This window comes from Mesorhizobium zhangyense (genome assembly GCF_011045115.1).
Lineage (GTDB): Bacteria > Pseudomonadota > Alphaproteobacteria > Rhizobiales > Rhizobiaceae > Mesorhizobium_M > Mesorhizobium_M zhangyense.
Genome location: NZ_JAAKZG010000007.1, coordinates 165,262 through 192,182 on the forward strand (window position 1 = coordinate 165,262; position 26,921 = coordinate 192,182).

At 61.2% G+C, this 26,921-nt stretch carries 21 protein-coding genes and 1 pseudogene; 9 read left to right on the forward strand and 13 right to left on the reverse strand.

The features are described from left to right. Positions 1-33: 33 nt before the first annotated feature. From G6N74_RS18235 to G6N74_RS18260, 6 genes are all read left to right on the forward strand, one after another. Positions 34-1,092, forward strand: a complete 1,059-nt coding sequence (locus G6N74_RS18235) for an aromatic/alkene monooxygenase hydroxylase subunit beta (RefSeq protein ID WP_165119373.1) — start codon at positions 34-36, stop codon at positions 1,090-1,092. A gap of 16 nt (positions 1,093-1,108) precedes the next feature. Then, positions 1,109-1,480 (forward strand): MmoB/DmpM family protein, encoded by a 372-nt coding sequence (locus G6N74_RS18240; RefSeq protein WP_091913101.1) that lies wholly within the window; start codon positions 1,109-1,111, stop codon positions 1,478-1,480. 73 nt (positions 1,481-1,553) lie between these two features. Next, complete coding sequence (locus tag G6N74_RS18245; protein WP_165119374.1) at positions 1,554-2,576, forward strand: amidohydrolase family protein; 1,023 nt, start codon at positions 1,554-1,556, stop codon at positions 2,574-2,576. A gap of 4 nt (positions 2,577-2,580) precedes the next feature. Next, positions 2,581-3,378: an iron-sulfur cluster assembly protein gene (locus G6N74_RS18250; protein ID WP_165119375.1), complete on the forward strand. Its 798-nt coding sequence runs from the start codon at positions 2,581-2,583 to the stop codon at positions 3,376-3,378. 75 nt (positions 3,379-3,453) lie between these two features. Beyond that, positions 3,454-5,085: a molecular chaperone GroEL gene (locus G6N74_RS18255; RefSeq protein WP_165119376.1), complete on the forward strand. Its 1,632-nt coding sequence runs from the start codon at positions 3,454-3,456 to the stop codon at positions 5,083-5,085. A 46-nt stretch (positions 5,086-5,131) separates the two neighbouring features. Continuing rightward, positions 5,132-6,175 (forward strand): NAD(P)-dependent alcohol dehydrogenase, encoded by a 1,044-nt coding sequence (locus G6N74_RS18260; protein ID WP_165119377.1) that lies wholly within the window; start codon positions 5,132-5,134, stop codon positions 6,173-6,175. A gap of 93 nt (positions 6,176-6,268) precedes the next feature. Here G6N74_RS18260 and G6N74_RS18265 read toward each other — a convergent pair whose 3' ends face one another. The 10 genes from G6N74_RS18265 to G6N74_RS18310 form a co-directional block, all read right to left on the reverse strand. Continuing rightward, entirely contained in the window at positions 6,269-8,347 is a 2,079-nt protein-coding gene (locus G6N74_RS18265) for a sigma-54-dependent Fis family transcriptional regulator (RefSeq protein ID WP_165119378.1), read from the reverse strand. A gap of 84 nt (positions 8,348-8,431) precedes the next feature. Beyond that, positions 8,432-8,905 (reverse strand): hypothetical protein, encoded by a 474-nt coding sequence (locus G6N74_RS18270; protein WP_165119379.1) that lies wholly within the window; start codon positions 8,903-8,905, stop codon positions 8,432-8,434. A gap of 247 nt (positions 8,906-9,152) precedes the next feature. After that, positions 9,153-10,256: a histone deacetylase-like amidohydrolase gene (locus G6N74_RS18275; RefSeq protein ID WP_165119380.1), complete on the reverse strand. Its 1,104-nt coding sequence runs from the start codon at positions 10,254-10,256 to the stop codon at positions 9,153-9,155. 19 nt (positions 10,257-10,275) lie between these two features. Then, positions 10,276-11,865 (reverse strand): GMC family oxidoreductase, encoded by a 1,590-nt coding sequence (locus G6N74_RS18280; RefSeq protein WP_165119381.1) that lies wholly within the window; start codon positions 11,863-11,865, stop codon positions 10,276-10,278. Positions 11,866-11,873: 8 nt separating this feature from the next. Continuing rightward, complete coding sequence (locus G6N74_RS18285; protein WP_165119382.1) at positions 11,874-12,941, reverse strand: branched-chain amino acid ABC transporter permease; 1,068 nt, start codon at positions 12,939-12,941, stop codon at positions 11,874-11,876. A 7-nt stretch (positions 12,942-12,948) separates the two neighbouring features. Beyond that, the gene (locus G6N74_RS18290) at positions 12,949-13,836 is read right to left on the reverse strand and encodes a branched-chain amino acid ABC transporter permease (protein ID WP_165119383.1); all 888 of its coding nucleotides are present in this window, start codon (positions 13,834-13,836) and stop codon (positions 12,949-12,951) included. 5 nt (positions 13,837-13,841) lie between these two features. Further along, the gene (locus tag G6N74_RS18295) at positions 13,842-14,567 is read right to left on the reverse strand and encodes an ABC transporter ATP-binding protein (protein WP_165119384.1); all 726 of its coding nucleotides are present in this window, start codon (positions 14,565-14,567) and stop codon (positions 13,842-13,844) included. Next, a complete protein-coding gene (locus tag G6N74_RS18300; RefSeq protein WP_165119385.1) occupies positions 14,564-15,364 on the reverse strand; it encodes an ABC transporter ATP-binding protein in 801 nt (266 codons plus the stop codon). The genes G6N74_RS18295 and G6N74_RS18300 overlap by 4 nt, the downstream gene beginning before the upstream one ends. Positions 15,365-15,438: 74 nt before the next feature. Beyond that, positions 15,439-16,665: an ABC transporter substrate-binding protein gene (locus G6N74_RS18305; RefSeq protein WP_246245801.1), complete on the reverse strand. Its 1,227-nt coding sequence runs from the start codon at positions 16,663-16,665 to the stop codon at positions 15,439-15,441. 124 nt (positions 16,666-16,789) lie between these two features. Then, on the reverse strand, positions 16,790-18,190 hold the full coding sequence (locus G6N74_RS18310; RefSeq protein WP_165119387.1) for an amidase: 1,401 nt from the start codon (positions 18,188-18,190) through the stop codon (positions 16,790-16,792). Positions 18,191-18,320: 130 nt separating this feature from the next. Between G6N74_RS18310 and G6N74_RS18315 the strand changes: the two genes are divergently transcribed. After that, a complete protein-coding gene (locus G6N74_RS18315) occupies positions 18,321-19,277 on the forward strand; it encodes a LysR family transcriptional regulator (protein ID WP_165119388.1) in 957 nt (318 codons plus the stop codon). 174 nt (positions 19,278-19,451) lie between these two features. Here G6N74_RS18315 and G6N74_RS18320 read toward each other — a convergent pair whose 3' ends face one another. Beyond that, entirely contained in the window at positions 19,452-19,853 is a 402-nt protein-coding gene (locus G6N74_RS18320; RefSeq protein WP_165119389.1) for a hypothetical protein, read from the reverse strand. Between the two features lie 104 nt (positions 19,854-19,957). Further along, the gene (locus G6N74_RS18325; RefSeq protein WP_165119390.1) at positions 19,958-23,299 is read right to left on the reverse strand and encodes a M10 family metallopeptidase C-terminal domain-containing protein; all 3,342 of its coding nucleotides are present in this window, start codon (positions 23,297-23,299) and stop codon (positions 19,958-19,960) included. A 1,030-nt stretch (positions 23,300-24,329) separates the two neighbouring features. Here G6N74_RS18325 and G6N74_RS18330 point away from each other — a divergent pair. Next, positions 24,330-24,848, forward strand: a pseudogene (locus tag G6N74_RS18330) (DUF4956 domain-containing protein). 47 nt (positions 24,849-24,895) lie between these two features. On the opposite strand, the gene G6N74_RS18335 reads toward G6N74_RS18330, so the two are convergent. Further along, positions 24,896-26,053, reverse strand: a complete 1,158-nt coding sequence (locus G6N74_RS18335; protein WP_246245802.1) for an MFS transporter — start codon at positions 26,051-26,053, stop codon at positions 24,896-24,898. Positions 26,054-26,186: 133 nt separating this feature from the next. Between G6N74_RS18335 and G6N74_RS18340 the strand changes: the two genes are divergently transcribed. Then, positions 26,187-26,654 (forward strand): helix-turn-helix domain-containing protein, encoded by a 468-nt coding sequence (locus G6N74_RS18340; RefSeq protein WP_165119392.1) that lies wholly within the window; start codon positions 26,187-26,189, stop codon positions 26,652-26,654. Positions 26,655-26,921: the final 267 nt, after the last annotated feature.

Here is a 26,921-nt window from a genome sequence, read left to right on the forward strand (position 1 = left end):
CCGCAACCAAACTGCAACAAGGGAGTGAAGACTATGCCTGCAACCTCGAGTTCAGTCGGATCCGGAGCCGCCGGCGCGGCGATTTTCGCCGACTCCGACAGCCGGAAATACCGGTACTTCGATCCGAAAGGCCAGCGTGCCACGCATTATGAGGACATGACGGTCGATGTTCAGCCCGATCCGGAGCGTTATCTGATCCAGAACTGGATCATCTCCTTTGCTGACGGCAACGGCGCTTATGTCAAACAAAACACCGCCGCTCAAAGCTCCGACTGGCACGCTTTCCGTGCGCCCGATCAGGAATGGGAACGCACGCACTATCAGCGCCAGTCGAAGATCGAGACGATGGTGCAGAGCGTCATCAACAACGCCCGCAAGTCGGGCACGCCGAAAACCTTCGACCAGGCCTGGGTCAAGATACTGCAGACGCAGCTCGGCGCCTGGAAACATGCGGAATTCGGGCTCGGCACTTCGTTGATGCAGGCGCAGCGCTACGGCTACACCCAGATGATCAACAACGCGACGCTGACCAATTCGTCCTACAAGCTGCGGCTTGCCCAGGACATCACGCTCTATCTTGCCGAGATCGGCATGGACCTGCCCGGCTGGGACGACGAACTTGGCAAGAAGGCCTGGCTCGAGGACAAGAACTGGCAGGGCACGCGCGAAGCCGTCGAAACCATCATGGGCGCGACCGACTATCTCGAGCAGTATTTCGCCATCAACATCGTCTTCGAACCGCTGGTCGGCGAAGTGTTCCGCTCAGGCTTCCTGATGCAGATCGCAGCCGCCAACCATGACTTCATCACGCCGGCGGTGATTTCGGCAGCCGAAGCCGACTACGAGCGCAACCTCGCCAACACGATCGACCTCATGCACATCCTCGCCAATGACGAGAAGCATGGCGCGGCCAACCGCAAGCTTTTCCAGGGCTGGGTCAAGAAGCATGGCGCGCTCGCCGACAAGGCAGCCACCGGCCTGCAGCCGATCTGGTCGATGCCGCATTCAAAGCCGGTTGCGTTCGCGGATGTCCGCGCCAAATCCGAGGAACGGATTGGCCAGATCCTCGGCGAACTCGGCCTCAAGCGCTGACACAGGAGAAATTGTCATGTCACTAGCAGCACGCGACGCAACCCATTCCAACATCTTCAAGGCGATGAAGGACATCACCTTCGAGCAGACGATTTCGCACCAGTGCGGCGTCACCATGAACGACTCCGTCGAGGCCAGGGCGATCGCCGAATTCATGGGCCAGAAGCCGGGGGTGACGATCACCTATCAGCCGGCGCTGATTCGCATCGATGGCACCGGCAAGCTGATCTTCGAGATGGACGCGATCAGCGAATATCTCGGGCGCGAGATGACGGCGGAAACCTTCGAGGTCAACACCTCCACCCACTACGGACGGATGGTGCGCGTCGACGACAACACCGTGATCCTGTTCGGCGATATGGGCGAGATGTTCGAGTACATCGAATAGCCGCCAGAAAATCGGGCGCGCTGCTGATCTGCGGCGCGCCGCGTCGATCAATCCGATTGTTGCGGAGGAAACAATGTACAGAACACCGGAAGGCAAGGACATTTTCGTGGTCGACGGCCACACCCATTTCTGGGACGGCAGCCCGGAGAACCAGAAAAATATCCATGGCAAGCAGTTCGTCGAGTGCTTCTACGCCTACCACACCGCACTCAGCCCCAAGGAGCAGCTGTGGGAGAAGAGCAAGTTCGAAAAATACAGCGCTGACGACCTTTATCGCGACCTGTTCATCGACGGACCGGACGATGTTGCCATCATTCAGTCGACCTATCTGAAGGACTTCTACAAGAACGGCTTCAACACGATCGAGCGCAACGCCGAGGTCGCCAAGCGGTATCCGGAACGCTTCATCGTCAATGGTTCATTCGATCCGCGCGACGGCGAAAAGGCGCTGGAATACATCCACTACATGAAGGAAACCTACGACATCAAGGGCGTGAAAATGTACACGGCCGAATGGAACGGGGATTCCAAGGGCTGGAAGCTCAACGACCCAAGAGCCTATAAATGCTTCGAACTCTGCGAGAAGCTCGGCATCAAGAACGTTCACGTTCACAAGGGCCCGACGATCATCCCGCTGAACAAGGATGCGTTCGATGTCCACGACGTCGACTACGCGGCAACGGATTTCCAGAACCTCAATTGGATCGTCGAGCATTGCGGCCTGCCGCGCCTCGATGATTTCTGTTGGATCGCCGTCCAGGAAACGAACGTATATGCCGGACTGGCGGTGGCGCTGCCCTTCATCCATTCGCGTCCGCGTTATTTCGCCGAGGTCATGGCGGAACTGCTGTTCTGGTGTGGCCCGGACAAGATCCTGTTCGGCTCGGACTATGCCATCTGGACGCCGCGCTGGCTTGTCGAGCGGCTGTGGGCCATGGAACTGCCGGAAGACATCGCCCGCGAGCGCGGCGTCGAACTGACGCCGGAGATCAAGGAGAAGATCCTCGGGCTCAACGCCGCGCGCCTCTACGATATCAATATCGAAGCCAAGAAGAAGGCGCTCGCCAGTTCGCCCTTCAGCATCGCGGCGGAGTAGGGCGATGACTACCGCCAGTGTTTCCGGCAGCCGCGAGAGGGAACTCTGGCGGCGCCTCGGCGAGGTCAACGATCCCGAACTCGACGAACCTATAACCGAGATGGGTTTCGTCGAGCGGGCGGAAGTGGCGGGCGACGGTGGCGTGGAAGTCGATTTCCGCCTGCCGACCTACTGGTGCTCGCCCAACTTCGCCTTCCTCATGCTGGACGGCGTGCGCAAGGTGCTCGACCGGCTATCCTGGTCGCCTGTCTATCGGGTCACGCTTCACGACCACATGTTCGCCGAAGAGGTGAATAGCGGCATGGAAGCCGGCAAATCCTTCGGCGACATATTTGGTGAGCTGGCCGGCGACCTCGATCTTGGCACCTTGCGCGAAACGTTCGCGATGAAGGCGTTCAAGCGGCGGCAGGAAGCGGTGCTGCTCAGCCTGAGACAGTGTGGTCTGCCGGATCAGGAAATTCTCGGCATGGATCTGGTTGCCTATGACCGCGCCCGATTCCGAATGGAAGAAACAGCCAAGCAGAAGGCGAGATACCGGGCAGCGCTTCTGGAGCGTTTCCCCGCGCGGCGGGCTAGCGACCCTGTTTTCCTGACGTGGGAAGGACAAAAAATCCCGGTTTCCGCCTTGGGCGCGCATCTCGCCGAACTGCGCGGCGTGCGTATCAATATGGAGTTCAACGGCGCGCTTTGCCGTGGGCTCAAGCACACGAGATACAAGGAATTGGATGTGGTCGATGGTGAACCGACGCTGGTCGATTTCATCATGGACCGGGTGCCGGTCGAGCCCGCTCCAAACATCTGAACTGCGCTGAAACAACGGCCTCCCTCGCACGAGGCCCCAAACCAACAACCCGCCCGTAAGGCGGAAGGAGGAATCATGCCCAAAATTATGCTTCACAATTCCGAGGCCCGTCGTGCGCTTGCCCGCGGTGTCTTCCGGCTGGCAGCCGCCGTCGAGCCGACGCTCGGTCCCAAAGGCATGAACGCCATGATCGACCGGCCGATCGGCACGCCTATAGTGACCCGCGACGGCGTCAGCATCGCCTCCGAGATCGAACTGCACGACCGCTTCGAGAATATGGGCGCGCAGGTGGTCCGTGAGGTGTCGATGCAGACCAACGAGGTTGCCGGCGACGGCACGACCACGGCCATCGTGCTGGCCAACGCGCTCATCCAGGGCGGCATCGAGGCAAATGAACACGGCGCCAAATCGGTCGATCTCTGCAAGGGGATAGATATTGCCGTGGCGGCAGTGGTGGCCGCGCTCAAGGGCTCGGCCAAGCCGGCCAAGGGCAACGGCATCCTCGCCTCGGTCGCCAACATTGCCGCGACCAACACCAAGCTCGGCGCGCTGGTGGCGGAAGCGCATGAGCGGGTGGGTGCCGAAGGCGTCATCACCACCGACTTCAGCGTGACCACAGAGACCACGCTGGACGTGGTCGAAGGCATGTCCTTCGAACGCGGCTATCTCTCGCATCACATGGTGACTGACCAGGAGAAGATGGAGGCTGTTCTTGAGCGGCCTTACATCCTGATGACCGACCTCAAGATCAAGGAGCCCGAACAGCTTGAAGCGGTGCGCCGTATTGCCGATCAGGATGGACGGCCACTGCTGATCGTGTCCGAGGAAATGTCGCCTGAGGTGGTAGTGACGCTGCTCGGCAAGCAGGGTCCGGGAAAGTACCTCGTCGTGCATCCGCCGGAATACGGCCATTGGCGCAAGGCGATGATGGAGGACCTGGCGATCATCACCGGCGGCAAGGTGATCGCGCGCGATCTCGGCGGCCGGCTCGAGGACATTACCGTCGAGGATCTCGGAACGGCCGATCGGGTCAAGACGAGTTCGTCGTATACCTCGATCATTCGCGGCGGCGGTGACCACGACGCGATCGCATCGCGACGCGCCCAGGTGCAGCGGCAGTATGAAGCCTCGCCGCCGAACATCGATCAGGACAAGCTGCGCGAACGGCTGGCCAAACTGTCCGGCGGTACTGCAATCCTTTATGCCGGCGGCGTGACGCCGGTGGAGCAGAAGCGGACCATTCAGCTGATCGAGGATTCGCTGAACGCGGTGCGCGCCGCTTCCGAAGAGGGCGTGGTCGCCGGCGGTGGCTCGGCGCTTGCCCAGATTGCACCGCTGCTCGACAAGGTGGCGGCCGGCGTGGAAGGCGATGTCGCCGAAGGCGTGCGCCTGGTTAAGTCGGTGCTTTCGCGGCCGCTCTGGCGCATCGCAGTCAATGCCGGCGCCGATCCCGATGCCGTCGTGGCCGAGGTCACACGCATCAATGGCGGCTACGGCTACAACGCCTCCACCGGCAGCTACCAGAACATGTTCGAGGCGGGGATCATCGATCCTGTTCGCGTCACCTACACCGCGCTCGCCAATGCGGCTTCGGTGGCAACGCTGATCCTGACCACCGAAACGCTCATCGGCGATCTCGCCGAGGACGAAGATCCGACCGCCGGCCCTGCGCGCGGCGGTGGTTCGGAAAAGCTCGGCCGCGCCTGAAGCGGCAAATCCACGGGAACGATTTCGACGTTGAAAGGATACGACGATGAAAGCTGCCAGACTCTACGAATACGATCCGCACATGAACGTCCAGCTCAAGATCGAGGAGGTCACAGCACCCACGATCACGGCTCCGGACGAGGTGATAGTGCGGGTGGGGGCTGCCGGTCTCTGCCGCACCGACCTCCATATCATCGAAGGCATCTGGAAACCGACAATGGACCCGGAAGGCACGCTCCTGCCTTACATCATGGGCCATGAGAATGCCGGCTGGGTCGAGGAAGTCGGCGGCGGCGTCCGGTCGGTAAAGCGTGGTGACGCGGTGATCTGCCACCCGTTCCGCTCCTGCGGCATCTGTCTCAACTGTCGTCACGGCGAAGACATGTATTGCGACAACGGGCAATTTCCGGGCCTCGGCATGAACGGTGGTTTCGCCGAATACTTCATCACCAGCGAACGCTCGCTGATCAAGCTCAACCCCAACATCACGCCGATCGAGGTCGCGCCGCTGGCCGATGCCGGCATAACCGCCTACCGTGCCGCCAAGCGCGCCGCGAAACTGCTGCGGCCCGGCAGTTATTGCGTCCTGCTCGGCATTGGCGGGCTCGGCCACATCGCGCTGCAATCGCTGCATGCGATCTCGGGTTGCCGCATCATTGCAGTCGATCGCGAGCCGGCCGCGCAGCTGCTGGCCAAGGACCTTGGCGCGGATTTTGTTCTCGATGGAGGCCCGAATATCGTTGAAGAAGTCAGCCAGATCACCGGCGGCGGCGCGCATGTGGTGATCGATTTCGTTGGTGAACTGGGCGTCGAGAACATCTGCTGGAAGATGGTGCGCAAGGGCGGGCAACTGTTCGTCGTCGGCTATGGCGGCAACATCAATGTGCCGACCGCGCACCTCGTCATCGAGGAAATCAATATCGGTGGCAGCCTTGTCGGCAATTTTACCGAGCTGGTCGAGTTGATGGAGCTGAACGCCGACGGCAAGGTGAAGATGCACTACACCGAATACAATCTCGCCAGCATCAACACCGCACTCGACGATTTCAAGAACCGGCGGTTCACGGGCCGTGGCGTCATCGTGCCGTAAGGCCAGCCCGATCGCGGAGTCCGGTTGCCAGATCTATCGGCCACAATTCCCCAACTCCACGGTGCAATGCCGTGGGGTTCTTTTTGTGCTGACTCAGACGAAGCCGCGGCGGATGCCGTACTGGTCGAGCTTGCGATAAAGCGTCGGCCGCGAAATGCCGAGCCTGCGCGCAACACGGCTGAGATTGCCACCCTCCGCTGCCAGCGCGTTCTTCATCGCCTGGCGCTCTGCGTCAACGAGTGTGCTGCCGAGCTGCTCGGTCCCGGTGGTTGGACGATCGGCAGGCATGTTGGTGCGCTCAGGAACGGGCGTCGTGATTTCCTTGGGGAGGTCCCGGAGCCCAACGTTTCGGCCCCGCGCCAGCACATGCAGCCTTTCGATGAGGTTCTTCAGTTCGCGCACATTGCCCGGCCAACGATAGGCGAGCAGGGCATCGAGCGCATCGTGCGAGAATTCCAGCGGGTCTTCGCCTGCTGCAGCCGCGATCTGCCGGTTGAAATGCTCGGTCAGCAACAGCACGTCCTCGCCCCGGTCTCGCAACGGCGGGACATGGATAGAGACAGCACCGATGCGGTAGTAGAGGTCGCTGCGGAAGCGTCCGGCCGCGACTTCCTGTTTCAGGTCGCGGTTTGTCGAGGCGATGAGGCGGACGTCCACCGGGCGGCCCCTTGCGTCGCCGATGCGATGGACCACGCGCTCTTCCAGAATGCGCAGCAGGAACGGCTGAATCTCGAGCGGCAGCTCACCGATCTCATCGAGGCTGAGCACGCCGCCATTGGCAAGTTCGAAGACACCCGGCTTGCCTTCGCGTGAAGCACCGGTAAAGGCGCCGGCCACGTGACCGAACAACTCGCTTCCGAACAGCTCCTTGGTGATCGCTCCGCAATTTATCGCGATGAAAGGGTCGTTCGAAGTGCGCCGGCTGCCGGCATGAACGAGCCGCGCAAACAGCTCCTTGCCTACACCCGTTTCGCCCTCGATCAACAACGATGTGACGCCGCTCGACCGCGCAACGCGAGAAGCGATATCGACGGCTGCCAGCAGCTCTTCGCTTTCGCCGACGATCTTCGTCGTGGCCGCTTGCAGGTGCCTGTTCACCTCCCTGTCTATGACGGCTACGGTTGAGATGGCCGGTCCCGAGGGGAAGACAAGGGCTGCGCCGCGGAGATTTCCGTCCAGCTTCAGCGGCGTGATGTGGCAGGATCGCAGATGCGGCGGCAGCGCCTTGGCGAGCTCGTCTTCGGAGCCGCTCGGCGGCAGGTTCATGAGCCAGCGGCCGCGACCCGGTTCCATCGGGCCATCCCGCATTTCGGTTGTCTCGCCATCGGGCACGTTGTTGCAGAAGATCGCTCGTCCCCGGTGATCCATGATCACCAATCCGTCTTTGCTGCGATAGCTGGGGGCTGATGAAATGAAGGCTTCGAGCAGGCGAGTGCGTTGTTCCTGCTGTTGTTCGGCGAGCGCCTTTTCGATCTGCCTTGCCGTCGCGGCGACGAGCGCGGTGTTGTGCGGGCGGAAGATCGGCGAATAGCCCGACAGGTCGACAACGCCGATGATCTTTCCATCCAGCGGATCACGGATCGGCGCGCCGGCGCAGGTCCAGGATTTGATGCCAGCGCAGAAATGTTCGGCTGCATGCACGAAAATCGGCTTGCCCGTCCAGAGCGCGGTGCCGATGCCGTTGGTACCGACGGCGTCCTCGTTCCATTTGCCGCCGATGCCAAGATGAATATCCATGCCGTCATGGAGGGTTTTCTTGTCGCCGATGGCGTCGATCAGCACACCGTCGCTGTCAGCGAGGACCAGCATTGCGCCCGTCCCGTCGAGCAATTGTCCGAGCGACGCGAATGATCGCTGCGCTGCCGAAAGCAGTTCGGCGTTTGTGCGGGTCAGATATTCGATCTCGTCGCGGTCACTGCTTAACGGCGCTTCTATGCTCTGGGCGTTGATGCCGCCGGTGGCGCTGCGATACCAGGATTCATGGATCAGGGAGCGGACGTGAACCGGATCGCGGGCGCATTTTGGCTCGTCGGCCAGAAAATTTTCCCAGGCGCGCATCGTGGCACGCTCGTCATAGTCCGCGTCGTTCAGAGCCAACTGGCCGGTGCCAATCGATGTACGGGCCGGAAGGGTATCGGTCTTGATCTGGTTGGGGCCGCTCGCGTGTTTCATTCAGTCATCACAGAACCTTTGAGGTATGCCATTTCTGTATGCTGTCGGATTGGGCGTGCAGAAGGACGACCAGATGTGCGATCGTCAATCGATGCCGAGTTTCGCGCCGATGTCGGCGGCAAGCTGCTCTTCGGTGTAAGCCGCGGTCAGGCGGGATCCGTCCATGCCGGCGAGCGCTTCGGCGACGGTTGCGTCGACCGGCGAGAAAAATCCATTCTGCTTCGTTGCCATGACGAAGACATGGTCCCCATCACGGTTGCGGATATCGCCGATATGATGAAGTTGGCGTCCCGTGTTCTGATCTTTCGAGATCACACGGCCGTTCAAGGTGACGTGGATGGACGGCATGGCTTCAGCCGCAGGTGCCGATCCTCCGCCGACATGGATGATCAGGCCTTCGGCCTTCGGTTCCTGGCGTGGTTTCCTTGATGCCGAGTAACCGCCGCCGCTGATCTGGTCGGCAAGCTTGACGATGGTCGAACGGTTCTGCTCGATCAGTCGCTTGACCTGAACATCCTCGCGTCGCGGGCCGTCCCGCTTGGAGATGATCTCGACCATGAATCCTCCCAGATTCGCTCGGCAGTGACCTTGGTGCGGCTCAATTTCTTACTTTGAGTGAACTCTACACCGCCTCGGTGAACTTCGCCATTTATATCAGATAGCGTCAAAATTCGTGGCGTAGGTAGCAGGTGGCTGCTACACGGAATTTCGTGCGGCTCTGTCGCGGACCGGAGAGAGCGCCGGCTCGCATGTCTCCACGATTCGGGACCACCCGACTAACCTATGTAACTGCTCAAACGCACGCTCAGCCTTGGATGCCAGAGACAAGAGCGGCAGCGGCTGAAATGGCGTCCTGCTGCCATGGCCGCAGGTCTTGCCCGCGATAATTCTGGAAGACCGGCAGGAAGGGGTCGTCGATATGGGTCTTGATGCCGGACAGCTGCTCCATGACGGCGAGGCCGCAATAGGGCACGTAGGCTGCGGAATAGCCGCCTTCGTGTGACATCACGAGACGTCCGCCGCACAGTTCGTCCGCCGTTTCCATCAGCATGCGTGTCATCTCGCGATAGGTATCGCTGTGCAGCATCATGCGGCCGAGCGGATCGGCGCCCGACCCGTCGAAACCGGAGGGCACGACGATGAGGTCCGGTTTGTAGGCTTTCAGCGCCGGCAACACCACCTGTTCAAACGCTGCAACATAGGCGCCATGGCCGCAGCCGGCCGGTAGAGGGATGTTGAGATTGTAGCCGTAGCCGGCATCAGCACCCCGTTCCTCGCGGTCGCCGCTGTCGTGCGGATAGAGCCGTTCCTGGTGCAGTGAGATGGTCAGAACGCTGGGGTCCATCCAGAAGGCGGCCTGCGTGCCGTTGCCGTGGTGCACGTCCCAGTCGACTGTCGCGACACGCTCGAAGCCATGCTTCTTGCGGTTCTTCAGGATCGCCACCGGGACGTTGCCGAAGAGGCAGAAGCCCATGCCCTTGTCGCTTTCGGCATGATGGCCCGGCGGGCGCACGAGCGCATAGCCGTTATCGATCTCGCCGGAGAGAACCTCGTCCATCAGCGCCGAGGTGCCGCCGGCGGCAAGGCAGGCGATCTCGTAGCTGCCGCGGCCGAAGGGCGTGAGATAACTCGCATCGCCGCCGCGATCATCGCTCAGCGCCTTGATGCGGCGGATGTAGTCGCGCGTGTGGAAGAGGGCGAGATCGTCCTCGTCCACGGGGATGGACTTGACGCTGACAAGCTGCTCCGTGAGGCCGGAGACCTCCATGAGATTGCGGAAGCGCCGTTTGGTCTCGGCGTTTTCCGCATGCTCTCCGGGCTCAACGGTAAGCCCCGCCGGAAAGAACTGCGCGGCGGCACCCGTATCGTGCCATAGATAGAGCTCGTGGAAGTTCCAGCCCGTTTTCATTGTCTGCTCCATATCAATATCAATTGCCGCCGGCGAGGATCATCCGGGCCGCGCGCTCGGCAACCATGATCGTCGGTGCGTTGAGGTTGCCGGAAACCATTTTCGGGATGACGGATGCGTCGGCGACACGGATGCCTTCGAGGCCGTGGACCTTCAGCGTCGCGGGATCGGTGACGGCCATCGCGTCGTTGCCCATGCGGCAGCTCGACGACGGGTGGTAGAGCGTCGTCATATGGCCACGGACATAATTGGCGATCTCGTCGTCCGTCCTGCACTCTGCGCTGGGGCTTACTTCATAGTCGACGAGCTCCCGGATCGGCGACTGGTCCATGATGCGGCGGTTGATCTTGATGCCTTCCACCATGGTGGCGAGGTCGAGGCCTTCCGGATCGCTGACGAAATATTTCGGGTCGATCGACGGATATTCGATCGGGTTCGCCGAGCGCAATTTGATCTCGCCGCGGCTGTTTGGCCGCTGGAGAGTGGAATGCGTCGTGATGCCCGACTGGCCACCGAGAAAGCGGGCGTAGTCGCGATGCGGGCTGATTGCGCCGTAGAGCTGGAGGTCGGGCTCGATGCCGGGGCGGCTGCACACATGGCCGCCGGACGCGACCCAGGGCGAGGTACGGATCCCAGTGCGCCGGTCGCGCCATTCCGTAAAACTGTCGGCGATAATCTCATCCGTCCAGGCGCCGATGCCGAGCGCTTCCTTCGTGTAGAAGGTGATCGGGATGTTGAGGTGGTCCTGCAAATCCTTGCCGACGCCCGGAAGGTCGTGAACGGGATTGACGCCGACGGCCTTCAGCTCGTCGGCAGGGCCGATGCCCGATAGCATGAGGAGCTGGCACGACCCGATGGCGCCGGAGGAGAGAACGACCTCATTGTCCGCATAAGCCGTTTCCGGCACGCCGTCGACGAGATACCTGACGCCCTTGACGCGGCCGTTCTCGACGATGAGCCCGGTGACGAGCACGCCGGGCTTCATCGTCAGGTTGGGGCGTTCCAGTGCCGGGCGCAGATAGGCCTTCCCCGTGCCCCAGCGTTCTCCGTTTTTGATGGTGAACTGAAAGAGGCCGACGCCTTCCTGCGTCTCGCCATTGTAGTCGGGATTGTGGGGATAGCCTGCGGCTTCCGCCGCCTCGATCCACATCCGCTCGTACTTATCGACGTAGGGCACGTTGCCGATGTGCAGCGGGCCGTCATTGCCGTGATAGGGACTGTCCTTGATATCGGCATTGGCTTCCGACTGGAGGAAGACAGGAAAGACGTCTTTCCAGCCCCACCCGGCGCACCCCATCGCTTCCCATGCTTCATAGTCGGAGGCCAGGCCGCGAATATAGATCATCGCGTTGAGGGCGCCCGAGCCGCCGATCATCTTGCCGCGCGGCCAGAAGATGCGGCGCCCCCGGCAGCCGGCCTGCGGCTCCGTGTAATAGCCCCAGTCCGAGCCCGTGTTGAACATGGTCACCCAGTCGGACGGGATGTCGGAGGCTATGGGTGCCGCCCGTCCCGCCTCGAGCACGAGGACCTTGCGGTCAGGGTCGGCACTCAGCCGGTTTGCGAGCACGCAGCCGGCCGAGCCGGCGCCGATGATGATCGTGTCGAACATAATACTCCTCACTCCCCGGCCGCGGCCCGATTTTCCTGAAGCTTGGTCTTGGGCCCCGCAGCATTGCGATGACGCAGCCAGCGCACGAGATCGCCGACCCGGCCGACGAGGCCCTTCGGCATGAGCAGAATCGACAACGCTATGATGAGACCGAGGCCGAGCGTGCGGAACTCGCCCATTTCGCGCATCAACTCATCCGCGCCGACCAGCACGATGGTGCCGACGAGCGGTCCCCAGAACGTGCCCACGCCGCCGACGACCGTGATCGCGATGATGAACATTAGCTGCGACATCGAAAGGATGCCCGGGCCGATGGCCTGGAAATGCGCTGCGTAGAAGCCGCCGGCAAGGCCGGTGAAGAAGGCCGAGATGCCGAACACCAGAAGCTGCGCCTGGAAGCGGTTGACGCCGCGCGCTACCGCATAGCCTGGATTGTCCTTCAATGCCTTGAAGGCGAGCCCGATTGGGCTTTTGACGATGACGTAGGTGACGATCATCGTAACTGTGAAGAGGGTGGCGATGATCGCGTAGTTGCCGACCAGCCATTGGCCTTTCAAAAGCGCCCTTGTGCCGAGATCACCGAAGCGCGCGAAGCCGACCGCGCCGCCGGTGAACTGCCGGCATATCGAACCCACCATGGTGAAGCATTCGGTATCGGTGACGATCAGCAGATACATGGTCTGCGCGATCGCAAGGGTGAGCAGCGCGACGTAGACGCCAGTGAGACGAAGGCAGGCAAGCCCGACGACCAGAGAGAAGACGACGGTCGCAAGCGCGCCCGGCAGCAGTGCCGCCCAAACATTCCAGCCGAAGTAGAAGCAGATCATCGCGGTGACGTAGCCGCCGAAAGCGAACATCGCCATCTGGGCAAGCGAGAAGACGCCGGCAAAGCCGAACAGCAGGTTCCACTGCGAGGCGATGGTGGCATAGAACAGCGCCAGCACGATCTGGCCGAGCACGTAGCGGCTGTCGACCATGAAGGGCAGCGCTATCGCCGCCGCGATCAGCAGCAGGCTGACGAGAAGGTCGAGACGGGCGGAACCGGAAATGCCTTTGGATCTTGAAATCTGAGTCATGGCGGCCTCACATACGACGGATCTGGACCCGGCCGAAGAGGCCGGCGGGCCGCCAGATCAGGACGGCGATGACGACGAAGAGCAGTGTCGGGAAACCCCAGCGCGCGCCCGCGACATACTGGACGAAGGCTTCGAACAGCGCGAGGCCGAAGGCGGCGGCCACCGCACCCGGCAGGTTGCCGAGACCGGCCACCACGCACATGATGAAGGCCTTCAGCATCGGGTCGTTGCCAAGCGGCGGCGACAGTTGGGTCATGGAACTCACCATCACGCCGCACACACCTGCGATGGCGCCCGACAGCACGAGCACCTGGAAATAGACGCGGTTGACGGCGACGCCCATCAGCTGCGCGGCTTCGCGGTTCTGCGCCGTCGCGCGGATGGCGCGGCCCATGCGCGTTCGGCCCAAAAGCAGCGCAATGACCGCCATCAGCACGATGACGACGAAGACGATCAGCATGTTCTGGTAGGGCAGGCTGAGCGGCCCGAGGACGAGCGATCCGGTTGCCGAGATCGGCTGCTTCAGCGGCTGGCCGCCATAGGTGAGCAGGATGGTGTTTTCGAGCGCGATGCCGATGCCGACGGTGGCGATCATCACATTGGATTCGAACGTCGCCTTGTCGTTCTTCAACAGGTTGCGCACGATCAGGATGTAGAGCAGTCCGCCGGCAATGGCGCCGACGACGATGGCGCCGAGGAACCCGACAAAGGCTGGCAGACCAAGGGCCGTGGAGAATGTATAGGCCGAATAGCCTCCGAGCGTCAGCATGGCAGCATGCGCCATGTTCAGCATGCCCATCGAGCCCCAGACGAGGGAGAGGCCGACGGTGGCGAGCGCATAGAGCGCGCCGGTCGTGAGGCCGGCGATGAGGATGGCGGTCAGGATGTCGAGCATGATCGTCAGCCTCCGAGATAGGTTGCGAGGAGCTCGTCACGGGCGAGAAGCTCGGCGGGCGGGCCGGACCACACGATCACGCCATCGTCGAGCAGGTGGAGGTGGTTCGCGAGATCGGCGACGCGGGCGGGGTTTTCCTCCACGAGTAGGATGGTCCGCCCGCTCCTCGAGAGTTCCGCGATGACGCCGTAGATCTGCTCGATGATGAGGGGGGCGAGCCCCAGCGAGGGTTCGTCGATGAGCAGGATCTGCCCGCCCATCATCAGGCCGCGCCCGATGCCGACCATGCGGCGCTCGCCGCCGGATAGCGACGAGGCAACCTGGTTGCGCCGGTCGGATAGCTTGGGGAGCAGCGTGAAGACTTCATCGAGCCGGCGGTCGATCTCTGCCTTCGATGGCGCGAGGTAAGCACCCATCAGCAGGTTTTCCAGCACGCTCATTTCCGGGAACAGCATGTCGCCTTGCGGCACATGGGCAATGCCGAGCGCGGCGATCGCGTGCGGCTTGGCGAGCGTCGGCCCGCCATTGATGCTGATCGTGCCGGAGGTCAGCGGCACGAGGCCGGAAATCGTCTTGAGCAGCGTCGACTTGCCATGCCCGTTGGGGCCGACCACGGTAATGAAATCGCCGGCTTCAATGTCGAAGGAGATGCCCTTGAGGACTTTCAGCTCACTGTAGCCGGAGACCACGTTGGCGAGCCTGAGAAGGGGCGGTTTGGCGGCATTGTTCATGCCTGCACCTCGCCTTCCGAGAAAAACGTCTTGAGGCGTTTGCGCGTGCCCTCGCCGAGATAGGTCTCGACGACGACCGCGTCTTCCGCAACCTCGTTCGGAAGCCCTTCGAAGATCTTCTTGCCGTGATGCATGATGAGGACGCGGCTGGAGAGTGCGAGCAGGAAGCGCATGACATGTTCGATGAGCACGACGGTGAGGCCGCCTGCCTTCAGCCGTTCTACGAGGCCGATGATATGGTCGATCTCGGTCGTGTTGAGACCGCCGACCGGCTCGTCGAGGAAGAGCAGCTTCGGCTTGGTGGCGATCGCGCCGGCAATCATCAGCAGCTTGCGGTCGAGCACCGGCAGCTGTGCCACTGTCGCATCCGCCTTGTCGGCAAGCCCGACAAAGGCGAGCGCCTCATCCGTCTGCTCGCGCACGTCCTTGCCGAGTTTCAGGCCGGGAATTGTGCGGCGGCTGCGGCCGAAATAAGCGGCGATGTCGATATTCTCGCGGACCGTCAGGCTTTCGAAGGCTGCGTTGAGCTGGAAGGTGCGGGCGATGCCGTACTGGCATATCCTGTCCGCCCCGAGCCCGGAAATATCGTGGCCATCGAAGACGATCCGGCCTTCCGTAGCCGGCGTCACGCCCGTCACCACGTCGAAGAAGGTCGTCTTGCCGGCGCCGTTCGGGCCGCCGATGCCAACGATCTCGCCTGGGGTTACCGTCAGCGACATGCCGTCGACCGCCGAAAGCGAGCCGAAGCGCTTCACGACGTTTTCGCATTCCAGCAAGGGTGTCCTGCCGTTTTCCATGATCCGCTCCTTCCGTCGTCGGCATCGGCCGGTTGTTCAGGCCGATGCGCAGATCCAGCGTCCTGGTTGTCCGCCTACTTGATCCAGGGCGGCAGCAGGAACTCGTCGGTCGCATAGAGCACCGGGGCGATGAGCTTGGGATCGGTCTTGTAGTCCTGGTGCTGCAGGAACTGGTGCGGCATGCCGAGCGACGGGTCGGCGACCTGCGTCGGGTAGCAATAGGCCGACTGGCCCGCCGGGTCGGCGCGGTAGGTGCCGTTGACGCCGCGATAGACATTGCGCCGCATCACGGCGGCAACCTTGCCCACCTGCTCCTTGTTGAAGGGCTCGCCAGGACCGCCGGCGATCGCCGCAGCGGTAGCCCACATCCAGAGACCGTCATAGGTCTGTGAGCCGGTGATGTAGGCCGAATTCGGTCCGAATTTCGCGCGATAGGATTCGCGATACGGCTTCGAAAACTCGTCCGGCAGGCAGCCGACAACGGTCGAATATATGACGCCATTGATATTCTGGCCGCCGATCTCGCGGAAGGCGGGAAGCGACGGGCCGTACTGCATGTAGACGAGGCTGTTTGTCGGCTGCGCGAGGAACTGCACCATGAACTGGGCCAAATCCTGCGGCAGGAAGTGGGTGACGATAATCGCGGCCGGCGGGTCCTGGCGCAGCTTTGCGAGCGTTGGGCCCCATTGGTTCGTCGGGAAGGGCACGGTCTCGAACAGGCTCACTTCGAAGCCGAAATCCTTGGCCTGATCGCGGATCGCGTTGGCGATCACGATCGAATATTCGTTGGCCGAGGGAATGATGGCGATCTTCTTGTTCGGCGCGGTCCACTTGCCGCCTTCCGAAAGCGTCTTGAGGAAGTTGAGGCAGCCGGGGCCATACCAGAACTCCGGCGGATCGCCCTGGAAGGAGCCGTAGTACCGCTCCGGATCGGTCTTGAACTTCTCATTGTGTGAGATGAGCGTGTTGTAGTGCATCATGATGATGTCGTTGTCGGCAGCGACATCCATCTCGATCATGTTGGTGCCGAGGTTGTAGCCGTTGATGATCGCCGGCGTGTTGTAGCGATCGATCAGGCGCTGCATCGCCTGCGAAACCAGGTCGGCGCCTTGCTCCTTGGTGTCCTCGATGTGAAGCTCTATCTGTCGGCCGAGAATGCCGCCCGCGGCGTTGATTTCAGCTGCGGCCAGTTCGAGCCCGTTCTTGAATTCGATGCCGTCTGCAGCGGCGAACCCGGACATCGGCAGCGCCGCGCCGACATGGATGGTCTCGCCGCCCTGCGCCATGGCGGACTTGTTCATGTCTGCAAGGAGCATCCCGCCGGCTGCGCCGGCTCCCAGAGCTCCCTGAAGCATTGCACGTCTATTCATCATAACGGTTACCCCTTTTATGGTTGGTTGTTGTTCGTCATGCGTCGATCGGTGCTTACCTGGAGAAAATTACCTCCAGGCTGGCAGCTGCTGAAAGAACGCGGGCGTCATCGCCGCGCGCTCCAATGATCTGGAAGCCGATAGGAAGGCCCGCTGCGGTGAGGCCGCAGGGCACGACGCAGGCTGGTTGCTGGCTGAGGTTGATAGGGAAGGCGAACCCGGCCCATTCCGTCCAGCGGCCGAACGCGCTTTCTGCCGGAACCTCAAGCCCCGCATCGAACGCCGGCAGTGCCGTTCCGGGCGAAACGAGGAAATCGTATTCGGCGAGCAGGAGATCCATTGCCGCGCCGTATTCCCCTCGTCTTAGCTGCGCCAGAACGAGATCCGTCGAGCTGTAGGCGGCACCGGCGCGAGCAACCTCCAGAAAACCGGGATCGATGGCCGAGCGGTCGGCGTTGGGGATCGAGGAGAGGCGAGCGGCCGCCCCCGTAAACCAATGATGGTGAAAGAGGTCGAGAAGATTGTCCGCCGGCAGGTCGACCGGCTCCACGATTGCGCCTGTGGCCGACAATCTGGCGACTGCGGCATCGACGACGCCAGCAACCTCCGGATCGAGCGCTCCGGAGGCCGGCTTCGACCAGTAGCCGATACGCTTGCCTGAGAGGTTGATCGGCGCTTCGTGGTCAAGTGGTGCCAGTTTTCCAGCACCTTGGCTCCAGTCCCGCAGATCCCGACCGGACATGGTCTTCAGCATGGCCGCGGCATCGGCCGCACTTCTAGCCATCGGCCCGATATGGGCGACCGTGCCGAAGGCGCTCAGTGGGTGGGCCGGAACCCGGCCGAAGGTCGGCTTGTGGCCAACAATGCCGGTAAAGGACGCCGGAATGCGGATCGATCCGCCGCCATCTGTGCCGAGATGAAAAACACCGGCGCCGACGGCAGCGGCAACAGCCGCCCCACCGGAGGAACCGCCTGGTGTCTTCGCCTTATTCCAGGGATTGCGGGTTACGCCGAAGAGCGCGCTGTCGGTGATTGCCTTCCAGCCGAATTCCGGAGTGGTGGTCTGCGCGATGAAGACCGCGCCCGCCTTGCGCAGGCGGGCGACGGAGGGTGCGTCTTCCGCGTAAGGCTGCGCCGGCGTGGTGGTGCTGCCGTAGCGCACGCTCCAGCCTTCCACCCAGACGATATCCTTCAGTGTGGTCGGAACGCCGTCGACCTCGGAAAGGGATGCGCCATCCTTCCAGCGCCGTTCGGAGGCGGCAGCGGCGGCAAGCGCGCCATCGCGGTCGATATGGGTAAAGGCGTTGAGATCGGTATTGATCTCTTCCGCGCGGTCCATAGCGGCCTTGGCGACCTCGACCGGCGAAAGGGAGCGCGTGCGATAGGCCTTTGCCAGCGCAGCGGCATCCATACGGCACAGCTCGCCCGCTCCTTCGAGAGGGTTGTGAAAAGGCATTCTGTCGTTCCCCTGGCCTTGCCCGATCTGCGGCAGGCCTTCTTTGTTGGGGAGCAGACTGGACCTTTCCTTCGCTTTCACAAAATGTATTCTCTCACATAAGTTTCTACATTTTATGGAAAAAATGCCGATGAACCTGACGATCCGGCAACTGCGCTATGTCTGCGAAGTGGCAAGTCTCGGCAGCGTGCAGGCCGCGTCGAAGGCGCTGCACATCTCCCAGTCGTCGATCCTTGCCGCCATCACGCTTGCCGAAGGAGAAATGGGTGCACGCATCTTCGAGCGGCGGCCGGCGCGCGGCGTCCAGATCACACCTGCCGGCGAACGCTTCATCAGCGCCGCCCGCATCATGCTGTCAGCTTCCACGGAATTCGACCGGGCGATCGGTGACCTTGCGGACCGCGTGCCAAAGGTTCTGCGCATCGGCTGTTTCGAGCCGTTCGGCGCACTCTTCATGCCCGAAATGCTGCGCATGTATGTCGACAATGTCGGCGACGTCGAGATCGACCTTCTCGAGGGCGATCAGGTGCGGTTACAGGCGTGGCTTGCGGAAGGCATCATCGATCTTGCGATCCTCTACGACATCGGCGCGATCACCACCGGCACGATGACGAAGATATGCAAGGTTCCGGCCCATGCAGTGCTGCATGTCGACGATCCGCTCGCGACGCGGGAGGCGGTCTGGCTTTCCGACATCGCGACACGGCCCTTCGTGCTGCTCGACATGCCGCAGACGGCGACATACCTGCTCACGCTCTTCGATATCCTTGCAAAGCGGCCCGAGGTGCGCTTTCACACACGGTCCTATGAAACCGTACGCTCGGCAGTCGCCTCCGGCTTCGGCATGTCCATCCTCAACATGCGCCCCATTGGTCGGGCGACCGTGGACGGTCAGACGATCATTCGCCGCCCGATCCTCGATGAATTGCCACCGCCGACATTGATTGTCCTCGATCTGTACGGAAACTCCAAACCCCTTTTCGTTCGACTTTTTATTGAAATATTCCGTCGATTTTTCAAAGAGGTTGGGCCATCGCGCTTTTCCGTGACGATAAAGGAACGCGAAGGCGCGTTGTTGTTCGGCTAGCTGTGAACGACGGTAGGTCGTCAGTTTGAGCGCACGAGACGCTGCAAAAGCTCTGGATCGGATGGCAGGTTTTCGAGATTGATCAACATGATCGTATCTACCCAAACTGCTATGGCTTCCACTTCATGCCAGCTCGCAATCCGGACAAAGGTATCTCAGCCATTGGGCCGGCCCTCAATACATGACTGTGTTGAGTGTGACATAGACGGGCGAGCCCACCTCGAGCTGTGCGCTGCCCCGCGCGACCAGCCAGCCATCCACGCGCTCCAGGCGCGCAACGATCTGTAGCTTTGGCGAAGCAGCCGAGCTTTCAGGCAAGGACAAGGAGAACGTTATCGTCTTTGAGCTGCCGTCGCTTTTAACGAGCGTTTTGGCGGCGCGACGTAGCGCCTTGTCCTGAATGGCAGCGTCCTCGAGATAAATCTCGAGTTGACCTTTCGGAATAACCGCGCCGCCCTCGAACGTGACTGCGCCGCGAATATCTGTCGATTGCGCAGAGACCCTCCCGGCGGCCGCGGCGACAGCTGCAGCTCCGGCGGCTATTAATATTGTGCGGCGGTCGGTCGGGCGCTTCATCACACACTCTCCCTTGTCGTTGCGGTGTCCATGCCGGCTCCGATGCATGGGTGACCCAGCGCCGTACCAGGAGGGGCGCCTGAAAGCGCCCCTCCTGTAACCAGCTAGGCAATAATGAAGTCCGCTGCCGAAAGGTTCAGATTTGTGCTTAGTCGCGCAAACTGAATAGCTGCAGTTTGTCCGGAGCCATCGGCATCATAAGACAATGTTCCATTATCGGTGTCATAGATGATGCGGTCGTCGGCATCATGAGCAACACCGGCTGCACTCTTGAAAAATGCGCTCAGGGCGAGATTGCCTTCGCCGCCCACGTTGGCAAAGATGAGGTTGTCCAGCAGGATTGAATCGTCGGCGACGTTGAAGTCCTTGATCCAGTCAATATTGCCGTTTCCAAGCGCCGTCGAGAAGCGGAAGGAATCCTCGCCTGAGCCGCCGGTCAGCGTGTCGGCGGCCAGCCCGCCGTCCAGCAGGTCGCTGCCGCGGCCACCGTCAAGCGTATCGGCCCCCGCAACGCCCGGCTGAGCCGGGGCGGGCGGGAATTCGACCGATACGTTCACCTCATATGTCGAGCCTTCCGGCACGGCTTCCGCCCAGCCGTCGCCCGGAGCGGTCTCCGACCAGCTGCCTTCCAGAATATAGTAGGTTCCGGTTTCCTGGACGACGAAGACCGCGCTCGAATCCCGGCTGCTTGTGGAGCCGGGGTCGCCGCCGCCATCGTCGTTCTGGGCAACGATATTGCCGTCGCTGTCCAGCAGCCTGACCCAGCTGTCATGGACGTTGGGATCGGCAATTCCATCGATGTCGACCGTGATGACGGTGCCGGCCGCCAGGTTGACGCTGTAATATCCGCCCTGGCCGTTTCCGGTGGCGTTGACGGTCGTGTGAAGGACGGTCGTCGAATCGAAGATGTCCGGGTCGGCGGCCAGCGAGAAGTTGTTAGAGATGTCAAAGGCGGTCGCGATCGAATTGTTCGTCGCATCCGGTCCGAGCGTGGCGTAGCCGGTGCCCATGCCCGGTCGTGGTGGAGCATCGCCCTGATAGGCGAAATCGCCCAGCAGGATGTCATCGCCGCCACCGCCGTCGATCCTGTCGTTCCCGCCCTGGCCGGTCAGGACATTGGCCGCGCCGTTGCCGGTCAGTCGGTCACTGAATCCCGAACCTGCAAGGTTTTCGATGGAGACATATGTATCTCCGCCGGATTTGCCTCCAGTGAGCGCAAGCCTGACGCCGCTTGTTGCGTCGGCGTAGTCTGCGGTGTCACTGCCGGCGCCGCCGTTCAATCTGTCTGCGCCGCCTCCGCCGGTCAGCGTGTCGTCGCCCGCGCCGCCGGAGAGTTCGTTGGCTTTGGCGTCGCCGATGAGATGATCATCGAAAGATGATCCGATGGCGTTTTCGAAGCCAGCGAGGATGTCGTGCCGGATAGCAGTGCCGCGTCCGACGATCTGCACGGGGCCATCACCGTCGCCGCCGTTGGCCGTGCCGTTGGCGAGATCGATCGTCACACCGCCGGAGCTGCCGGCGTAGACGACCGTATCGGTACCGGCTCCGCCGTCCAGATAGTCTTGGCCAGCACCGCCGATGATGGTGTCGTTGCCGCCCTCACCGTAAAGGATGTCGCCATCGTTGCCGCCATCCAGTATGTCGTTGCCGCCGCCACCATTGAAATAATCACCGCCGCCCTGGCCCCAGAAATGATTTGCTGCGGAGGTGCCGATGAAACGGTCGATGCGGTCATCTGACCCGATCAGGTTCTCGATGCTGTAGAAGGTGTCACCCGAGGCGGTGCCGCCGCTGGCGACGTTCGTGGCGAGGTTTACCAGCAGCTGGAAGGGGCTTTCCTTGCTGTAGTCGACCGTATCGATTCCCGCACCGCCTCTGAAAATATCTACTCCGTCCTGGCCGCTCAACGTATCGTCGCCGCTTCCGCCATCGAGAATATCGTTGCCCTGGCCGCCAAGAATGGTGTCGTTTCCGGCACCGCCATAGAGCGTGTCGTTGCCGTCATCGCTTTCGGTCTGGTCTTCAAGATCCGCGACATCGATCGTGTTGTTAATGTCGCGGCTGGCAAGCGAGTCGCGGCCGCCGACGATCAGGTCGTCACCGCCCTGGCCGAAGATCGTGTCGTTTCCGGCACCGCCGTCAAGCGTATTATTTCCGTTGTCGCCGAAGATGATGCTGGTCATCGTGTTGTCGCCGACACTGGGCGCGGTTCCGCCGCCGCCACCTCCCGGTTGGAGTGTCGACTCGTCGGCGTAGATGATGTGCTCGACGTTGGCGATTTTCCGGATATTCAGGTCTCTGGACAGCAGGACGACCGTGTCGTTCCCGCCGTTCGCTAGTTCGCGCACGATATCGTCGCGGGAATCGACGAAGTAGATATCGTCGCCGCCGTTACCAGCCATGCGGTCGTCGCCGCCCCGGCCGTCAAGGACGTTGGCTCCGTCATTGCCGATCAGGATGTCGTCATAGCTGCTGCCGATGCCGTTCTCGATGTAATAGTCGGTTCCATCGGCGTTATGCCCGTCGAAGATCGACACATTGTTGCTATGGCCGTTGACGCTGGAGAACTGCCCGGGGCGCAGGTCAAGGATTGTGCCTGCCGTGGAGCCGGAGAAGTCAACCGTGTCGGTTCCGCCAGTGTCATGGATCACAAAGCCGATATCGTGCTGCATGCCCGAGGAGGTGAGCTGGTAGCCATACTTCGTGCTGCCGAAGCCATAGACATCATCGCCTGTGTTGAGGTCGATATGCTGATAGGTGCGCACGCCATTATCGTCGAGCGTCGAGAAAAAGCGGCGGATGACCGCCTCGATATCGGCCATGAGCGGCGTCGACGCCGACCAGCGGCTGGTTTCGCCCACGTCGATCCCGTCGAAATAGGACATGACGCTGTATTGCTGGCGGTCGTAGGTCCAGGTCGCATTGTTCAGATAGTTGATCTGCACACCGCCGGGGCCGCTGTAATTGTAGAGACCGGGATGGTTCAGGCCGAACTCATGGCCGAATTCATGGATGAAGGAATCGAACACATAGCCGCCAATATCGGTCTTGTTCGGCTCCGTGTCGTGGAAACGCTGGCCTATGCTGACATAACGATTGCTTGAATAAGCGCTGCCATCGTCCTCCTCGCCGAGTTCAGGGCTGACAACCTCCATCCAGTCCGTATCGGGATTGAATGGCGCATCGTCGACGATTTCGAACTTCAGCGGCGTGACAGACGACCACATCTCCAGAGCGCCGATCGCGGCGGCCTTGTATTCGGGGTGGTCATTGAGGTCAGAAACGTTGATCCTCAGCGTTCCCGCCGCGATCTCCGGCGTCAGGCTGCGGCCCAGCGCTCCGAGATAGTCGAGGAAGGCATCATAATCTTCGCTTTTGCCGTACGGATTGTCCGGCGTCTGGTCGTTGATCCACCATTGGTCGCTAGTTTGGCTTGGGTTCGGCATCGTTGGGACTCCTCTTCTACAACCGTGGATAAGTACGGCCGTACGGTTTGCTGTTTCCAACTACCAACAGGCATCGCTTGTTTGCCTGTTAAGCCCCGTCACCTTCACCAATAATGCTATTGGAATTTTCGACTTGTCTACCCTATCGGGCAGTGTTTTCGATCTTGGCGTGCCCGAGCAGATTTGCACGCGCGGAGATTGCCGGTCGCGATGATCAAAAAACAGGCAACAAGAATGTCGCTGTCAGGAAAAGACAATGTTTCAACAGATAGTGGATTTCAGCTAGGCCTCGGCGGGCGGCGCCCTCAGACTGCGTTATGACCTCTTCATGCGCCTCAGACCGCTTCAACCGTGAGCGGCGCGTCCAGAGAGAGGCAGACCGCAGCGCTTGAGAAGATCGATCGCGCCATTGCCGGCATCATGGCGGCTATCGAGCATGGCATGGATCAGCCGTTCATGAAGGCGCGCATGGAGGAACTGGAACGACAGAAGACGGAGATCGCTGCACGCTTGACTGGCTCCTGCCGACGTGCATCCGAACGTCGCGAATATCTACCGGACTCGAGTCGTCACCTTCACGGAGGCGCTCAATGATCTCGACGGCAGCCGGGAAGTGACCGAAACTCTACGTTCAGTACCTGTGGGGGCGGAGCGTATTGCATTGTCCGAAGGCAACGCCGCCAGTTCGTCATTGAGTGCGCTCGATTATTCCAAAGGCCGACTTATATCTGACCAGCGGTAAGATGAGTACAGTATCTGGAAAATGATGAATCCAGATTCTGGAATCTGCTCTCCCCCCGATAACAAGGCATCACCGCCAATCGGCTTGGGCGGAGCCCCGAATGCGGAATTAAGTCATTGTTATATCTTGAATATTCCGATGGTCCCGAAAATTTCCATTATTGGCACGCATCTTGCGCCGGCATTTGCATGATCCCTCATGCCTTTGCGGAGAACATAATTGTCACTGCCCCTCCTGCTGATCCCGCCACTCGAACTGCTGTTGCGATTTAGCATCGACATTATCGCCGTGCTTTTGCTGGTCTTTGGCATGTATTACCGCCGCCGTTACGACAAGGAACTCGCGACGACGGCGGTGATGTTCAACGTCGCGACATTTTCAGTCCTCATCATCCTGTCCTCGGTCGAGTTCGGCGTCGCCGCCGCCGGCTTTGGCCTCTTTGCGATCCTGGCGTTGTTCCGGCTGCGGTCGGAGCAGTTCGACAAAGTCGAAATAAGCTATTTCTTCGCATCCATCGCCATCGCGCTGGTCTGATCGGTAACGGGTACGACGCTCTGGCTGGTTGGCGCTGTGGTGGTGTTTCTGCTGCTCAGCGCGTTCATTCTCGATCATCCGCGCTTCCTGCATGCCATCAGCGGCGTCAAGATAGTGCTCGACGAAATCGACCATCGCGCTCTCACAGACGAACCGGCGATGCGGGCGGACCTCGGCAAACGCCTCGGCGTGGAGGTGATCTACTATGAAACCAAGGCGTTCGACTATGTCAACGAAACGGCATTGATCAACGTCTTCTTCCGTAACAAGTGACATTCCGGCCGCGTCGATCGTCGTCTACCTCGCGACGTGCGCTCCACTCAATCAGCGCTGACGGCCGATCGCGTGCGAATCCAGTTTGCGCCGCCAGTCACTCCAGCTGCGACTGCCATGGCCGCAAGAAGCAGGGCGGTGCCACGGAACAGCCCTTCATAGTCGTGGTTTGCAATCAAGGGCGTGCTGACAAGGGGCGAGCAGAATTGCCCAATGAAGATGGAGGCGGTCAAAACACCTCCGCTCAGCCCCCTGTATTGCTGCGGCGTGAGGTTTAAGGCGAGGGCGATGAAGCTCGGTGACACGAGTGCGTAGCCAGCGCCGATTGCCGCGGCTGCCGCAAACAAGAGTAGCGTCGTCGCAGCGAAAACCAGCAACACAAATCCGAGCGCCATCGCTGCATAGCCCAGGAAGAAGATGCCCGCGTAACCGGTTGCTCGCTGGATTCGAGGATAGAGGAGCGCGAAGCCACCCCCCGAGAGCATCAGGATGCCGAGGACCGCGCCTGTCATGACAGTGCTTTCAAATCCCCTGGCCTCCAGGAAGAACGACATCTGGGTCGGCATCACGAAAAAGATCATGTTGGTGGTCGCTTGGAGAAACACCAGCAGCAGCATCGGGATGGCCCAAGAATGCCATTCACCGCCACCCGCCGGATTTGCATCAGACGCCGGGGAACGTCGGGGCAGATCGACGATCGCCTTCCACATCAAAGGCAGGAAGACGGCGGCGAGCCCATAAATGGCAAAGGGCAAACGAGGCGAGATTGCCGCTATCCATCCAGCGAGCGAGATAAAGATCAAGCCGCCGAAATTCCGGGCCGAAATCTGCAGCCCTGTCAGCGCGTTCCGGTCGTTGCCAGTGAAGTAGTCCCCGATCAGGGCGGTCTGCGCCGTCATGATGAGAGCGACGGCGACCCCGAGGACGAGACGACTGGCGAAAATCGCGGGAAGGTTCGGAAGAAAGAGCCCGGCGCATCCAGCGATTACGAACAGGATCACACCGGCGAGCAGCGGCAGGCGCCGTCCATACCTGTCTATCACGAGCCCGGCGAGAGGGGCGCACAGGGCGACGCTGAGCGAGGGTGCCGGAACCAAAAGGCGTGTCAGCATCGCTGCGTTCGGATCGTCCGCGAACAGCCGCTCGAGTCCGGGAAGCGCTGGGCTGATCGTTGCATTCGCCATAGTGGTGAGGGACGCGGCCATCAGGAGTGCGACTGCCCGCCCGTCCAACCAGACCGGTCTTACTCTTGTATCGTGCACGCTCTTCATGACTTTTCCCTTGCTGAAATCGGCAGTTCGGAAGAGCATACGAATTCAAGTCAACTTGAGGTCAAGCATGAAATTCCTGGATATTGGAAAGGTCGCGGAACACTCGGGCGTGCCGCCGTCGACATTGCGCTATTACGAGGAGATCGGTCTGATCCGTTCCCTTTGGCGACACGGTCTGCGGCGGCAGTTCGACGGAGACGTTCTCTTGAAGTTGTCGCTCATCAGCCTCGGGAAGGCGGCTGGCTTCTCCCTGACTGAGATCGCAGGCATGTTCGGCCGTGACGGCCGGCCTGATATTCCTCGTGCGCAGTTGCACGCCAGGGCCGACGAGCTGGAACGGCAAATCCTGGATTTGCGGATGCTGCGAGACGCCCTCCGCCACGTTGCCGATTGTCCCGCTTCGACGCATCTGGAATGCCCAAGCTTCCGTAAGCTTCTGAAGTCGACGACGCGCAGCCGCGCTGTTGATCATTCCCGTAGCCACGCGGCAACCACAGCCGTCACACGGAAGCGGTCGGTTCGAGGACCACTATGAGATTTTGATACAGCAGGCTTTTGGGTCCTCTCAATTCTCCTGACCGGCTTTGCCGCGACAGCCATCGTGCCAGCCTAGCTGAACCTTGCCGTCAGTTTTGAGACCCAAATATCACGCCTGGAATACAGAAAGGCTCTGTCCTTCAAAGCATTACCTTGAAACTTTTCGACACCCCGCCTATCTCCCAGAGGCGGACCGGGCCCTCTGGCTGTTGCCCAAGCAATAGTGATGTCGGATCGCATCAAGGGCCCGACTATGCATTCTGGA

Bases quoted from the DNA above. Each gene is read 5' to 3' on its own strand.
- G6N74_RS18235 (WP_165119373.1), top strand. From the start codon at position 34: ATGCCTGCAACCTCGAGTTCAGTCGGATCCGGAGCCGCCGGCGCGGCG.
- G6N74_RS18240 (WP_091913101.1), top strand. From the start codon at position 1,109: ATGTCACTAGCAGCACGCGACGCAACCCATTCCAACATCTTCAAGGCG.
- G6N74_RS18245 (WP_165119374.1), top strand. From the start codon at position 1,554: ATGTACAGAACACCGGAAGGCAAGGACATTTTCGTGGTCGACGGCCAC.
- G6N74_RS18250 (WP_165119375.1), top strand. From the start codon at position 2,581: ATGACTACCGCCAGTGTTTCCGGCAGCCGCGAGAGGGAACTCTGGCGG.
- G6N74_RS18255 (WP_165119376.1), top strand. From the start codon at position 3,454: ATGCCCAAAATTATGCTTCACAATTCCGAGGCCCGTCGTGCGCTTGCC.
- G6N74_RS18260 (WP_165119377.1), top strand. From the start codon at position 5,132: ATGAAAGCTGCCAGACTCTACGAATACGATCCGCACATGAACGTCCAG.
- G6N74_RS18265 (WP_165119378.1), bottom strand. From the start codon at position 8,347: ATGAAACACGCGAGCGGCCCCAACCAGATCAAGACCGATACCCTTCCG.
- G6N74_RS18270 (WP_165119379.1), bottom strand. From the start codon at position 8,905: ATGGTCGAGATCATCTCCAAGCGGGACGGCCCGCGACGCGAGGATGTT.
- G6N74_RS18275 (WP_165119380.1), bottom strand. From the start codon at position 10,256: ATGAAAACGGGCTGGAACTTCCACGAGCTCTATCTATGGCACGATACG.
- G6N74_RS18280 (WP_165119381.1), bottom strand. From the start codon at position 11,865: ATGTTCGACACGATCATCATCGGCGCCGGCTCGGCCGGCTGCGTGCTC.
- G6N74_RS18285 (WP_165119382.1), bottom strand. From the start codon at position 12,941: ATGACTCAGATTTCAAGATCCAAAGGCATTTCCGGTTCCGCCCGTCTC.
- G6N74_RS18290 (WP_165119383.1), bottom strand. From the start codon at position 13,836: ATGCTCGACATCCTGACCGCCATCCTCATCGCCGGCCTCACGACCGGC.
- G6N74_RS18295 (WP_165119384.1), bottom strand. From the start codon at position 14,567: ATGAACAATGCCGCCAAACCGCCCCTTCTCAGGCTCGCCAACGTGGTC.
- G6N74_RS18300 (WP_165119385.1), bottom strand. From the start codon at position 15,364: ATGGAAAACGGCAGGACACCCTTGCTGGAATGCGAAAACGTCGTGAAG.
- G6N74_RS18305 (WP_246245801.1), bottom strand. From the start codon at position 16,665: ATGAACAAGTCCGCCATGGCGCAGGGCGGCGAGACCATCCATGTCGGC.
- G6N74_RS18310 (WP_165119387.1), bottom strand. From the start codon at position 18,190: ATGCCTTTTCACAACCCTCTCGAAGGAGCGGGCGAGCTGTGCCGTATG.
- G6N74_RS18315 (WP_165119388.1), top strand. From the start codon at position 18,321: ATGAACCTGACGATCCGGCAACTGCGCTATGTCTGCGAAGTGGCAAGT.
- G6N74_RS18320 (WP_165119389.1), bottom strand. From the start codon at position 19,853: ATGAAGCGCCCGACCGACCGCCGCACAATATTAATAGCCGCCGGAGCT.
- G6N74_RS18325 (WP_165119390.1), bottom strand. From the start codon at position 23,299: ATGCCGAACCCAAGCCAAACTAGCGACCAATGGTGGATCAACGACCAG.
- G6N74_RS18335 (WP_246245802.1), bottom strand. From the start codon at position 26,053: ATGGCCGCGTCCCTCACCACTATGGCGAATGCAACGATCAGCCCAGCG.
- G6N74_RS18340 (WP_165119392.1), top strand. From the start codon at position 26,187: ATGAAATTCCTGGATATTGGAAAGGTCGCGGAACACTCGGGCGTGCCG.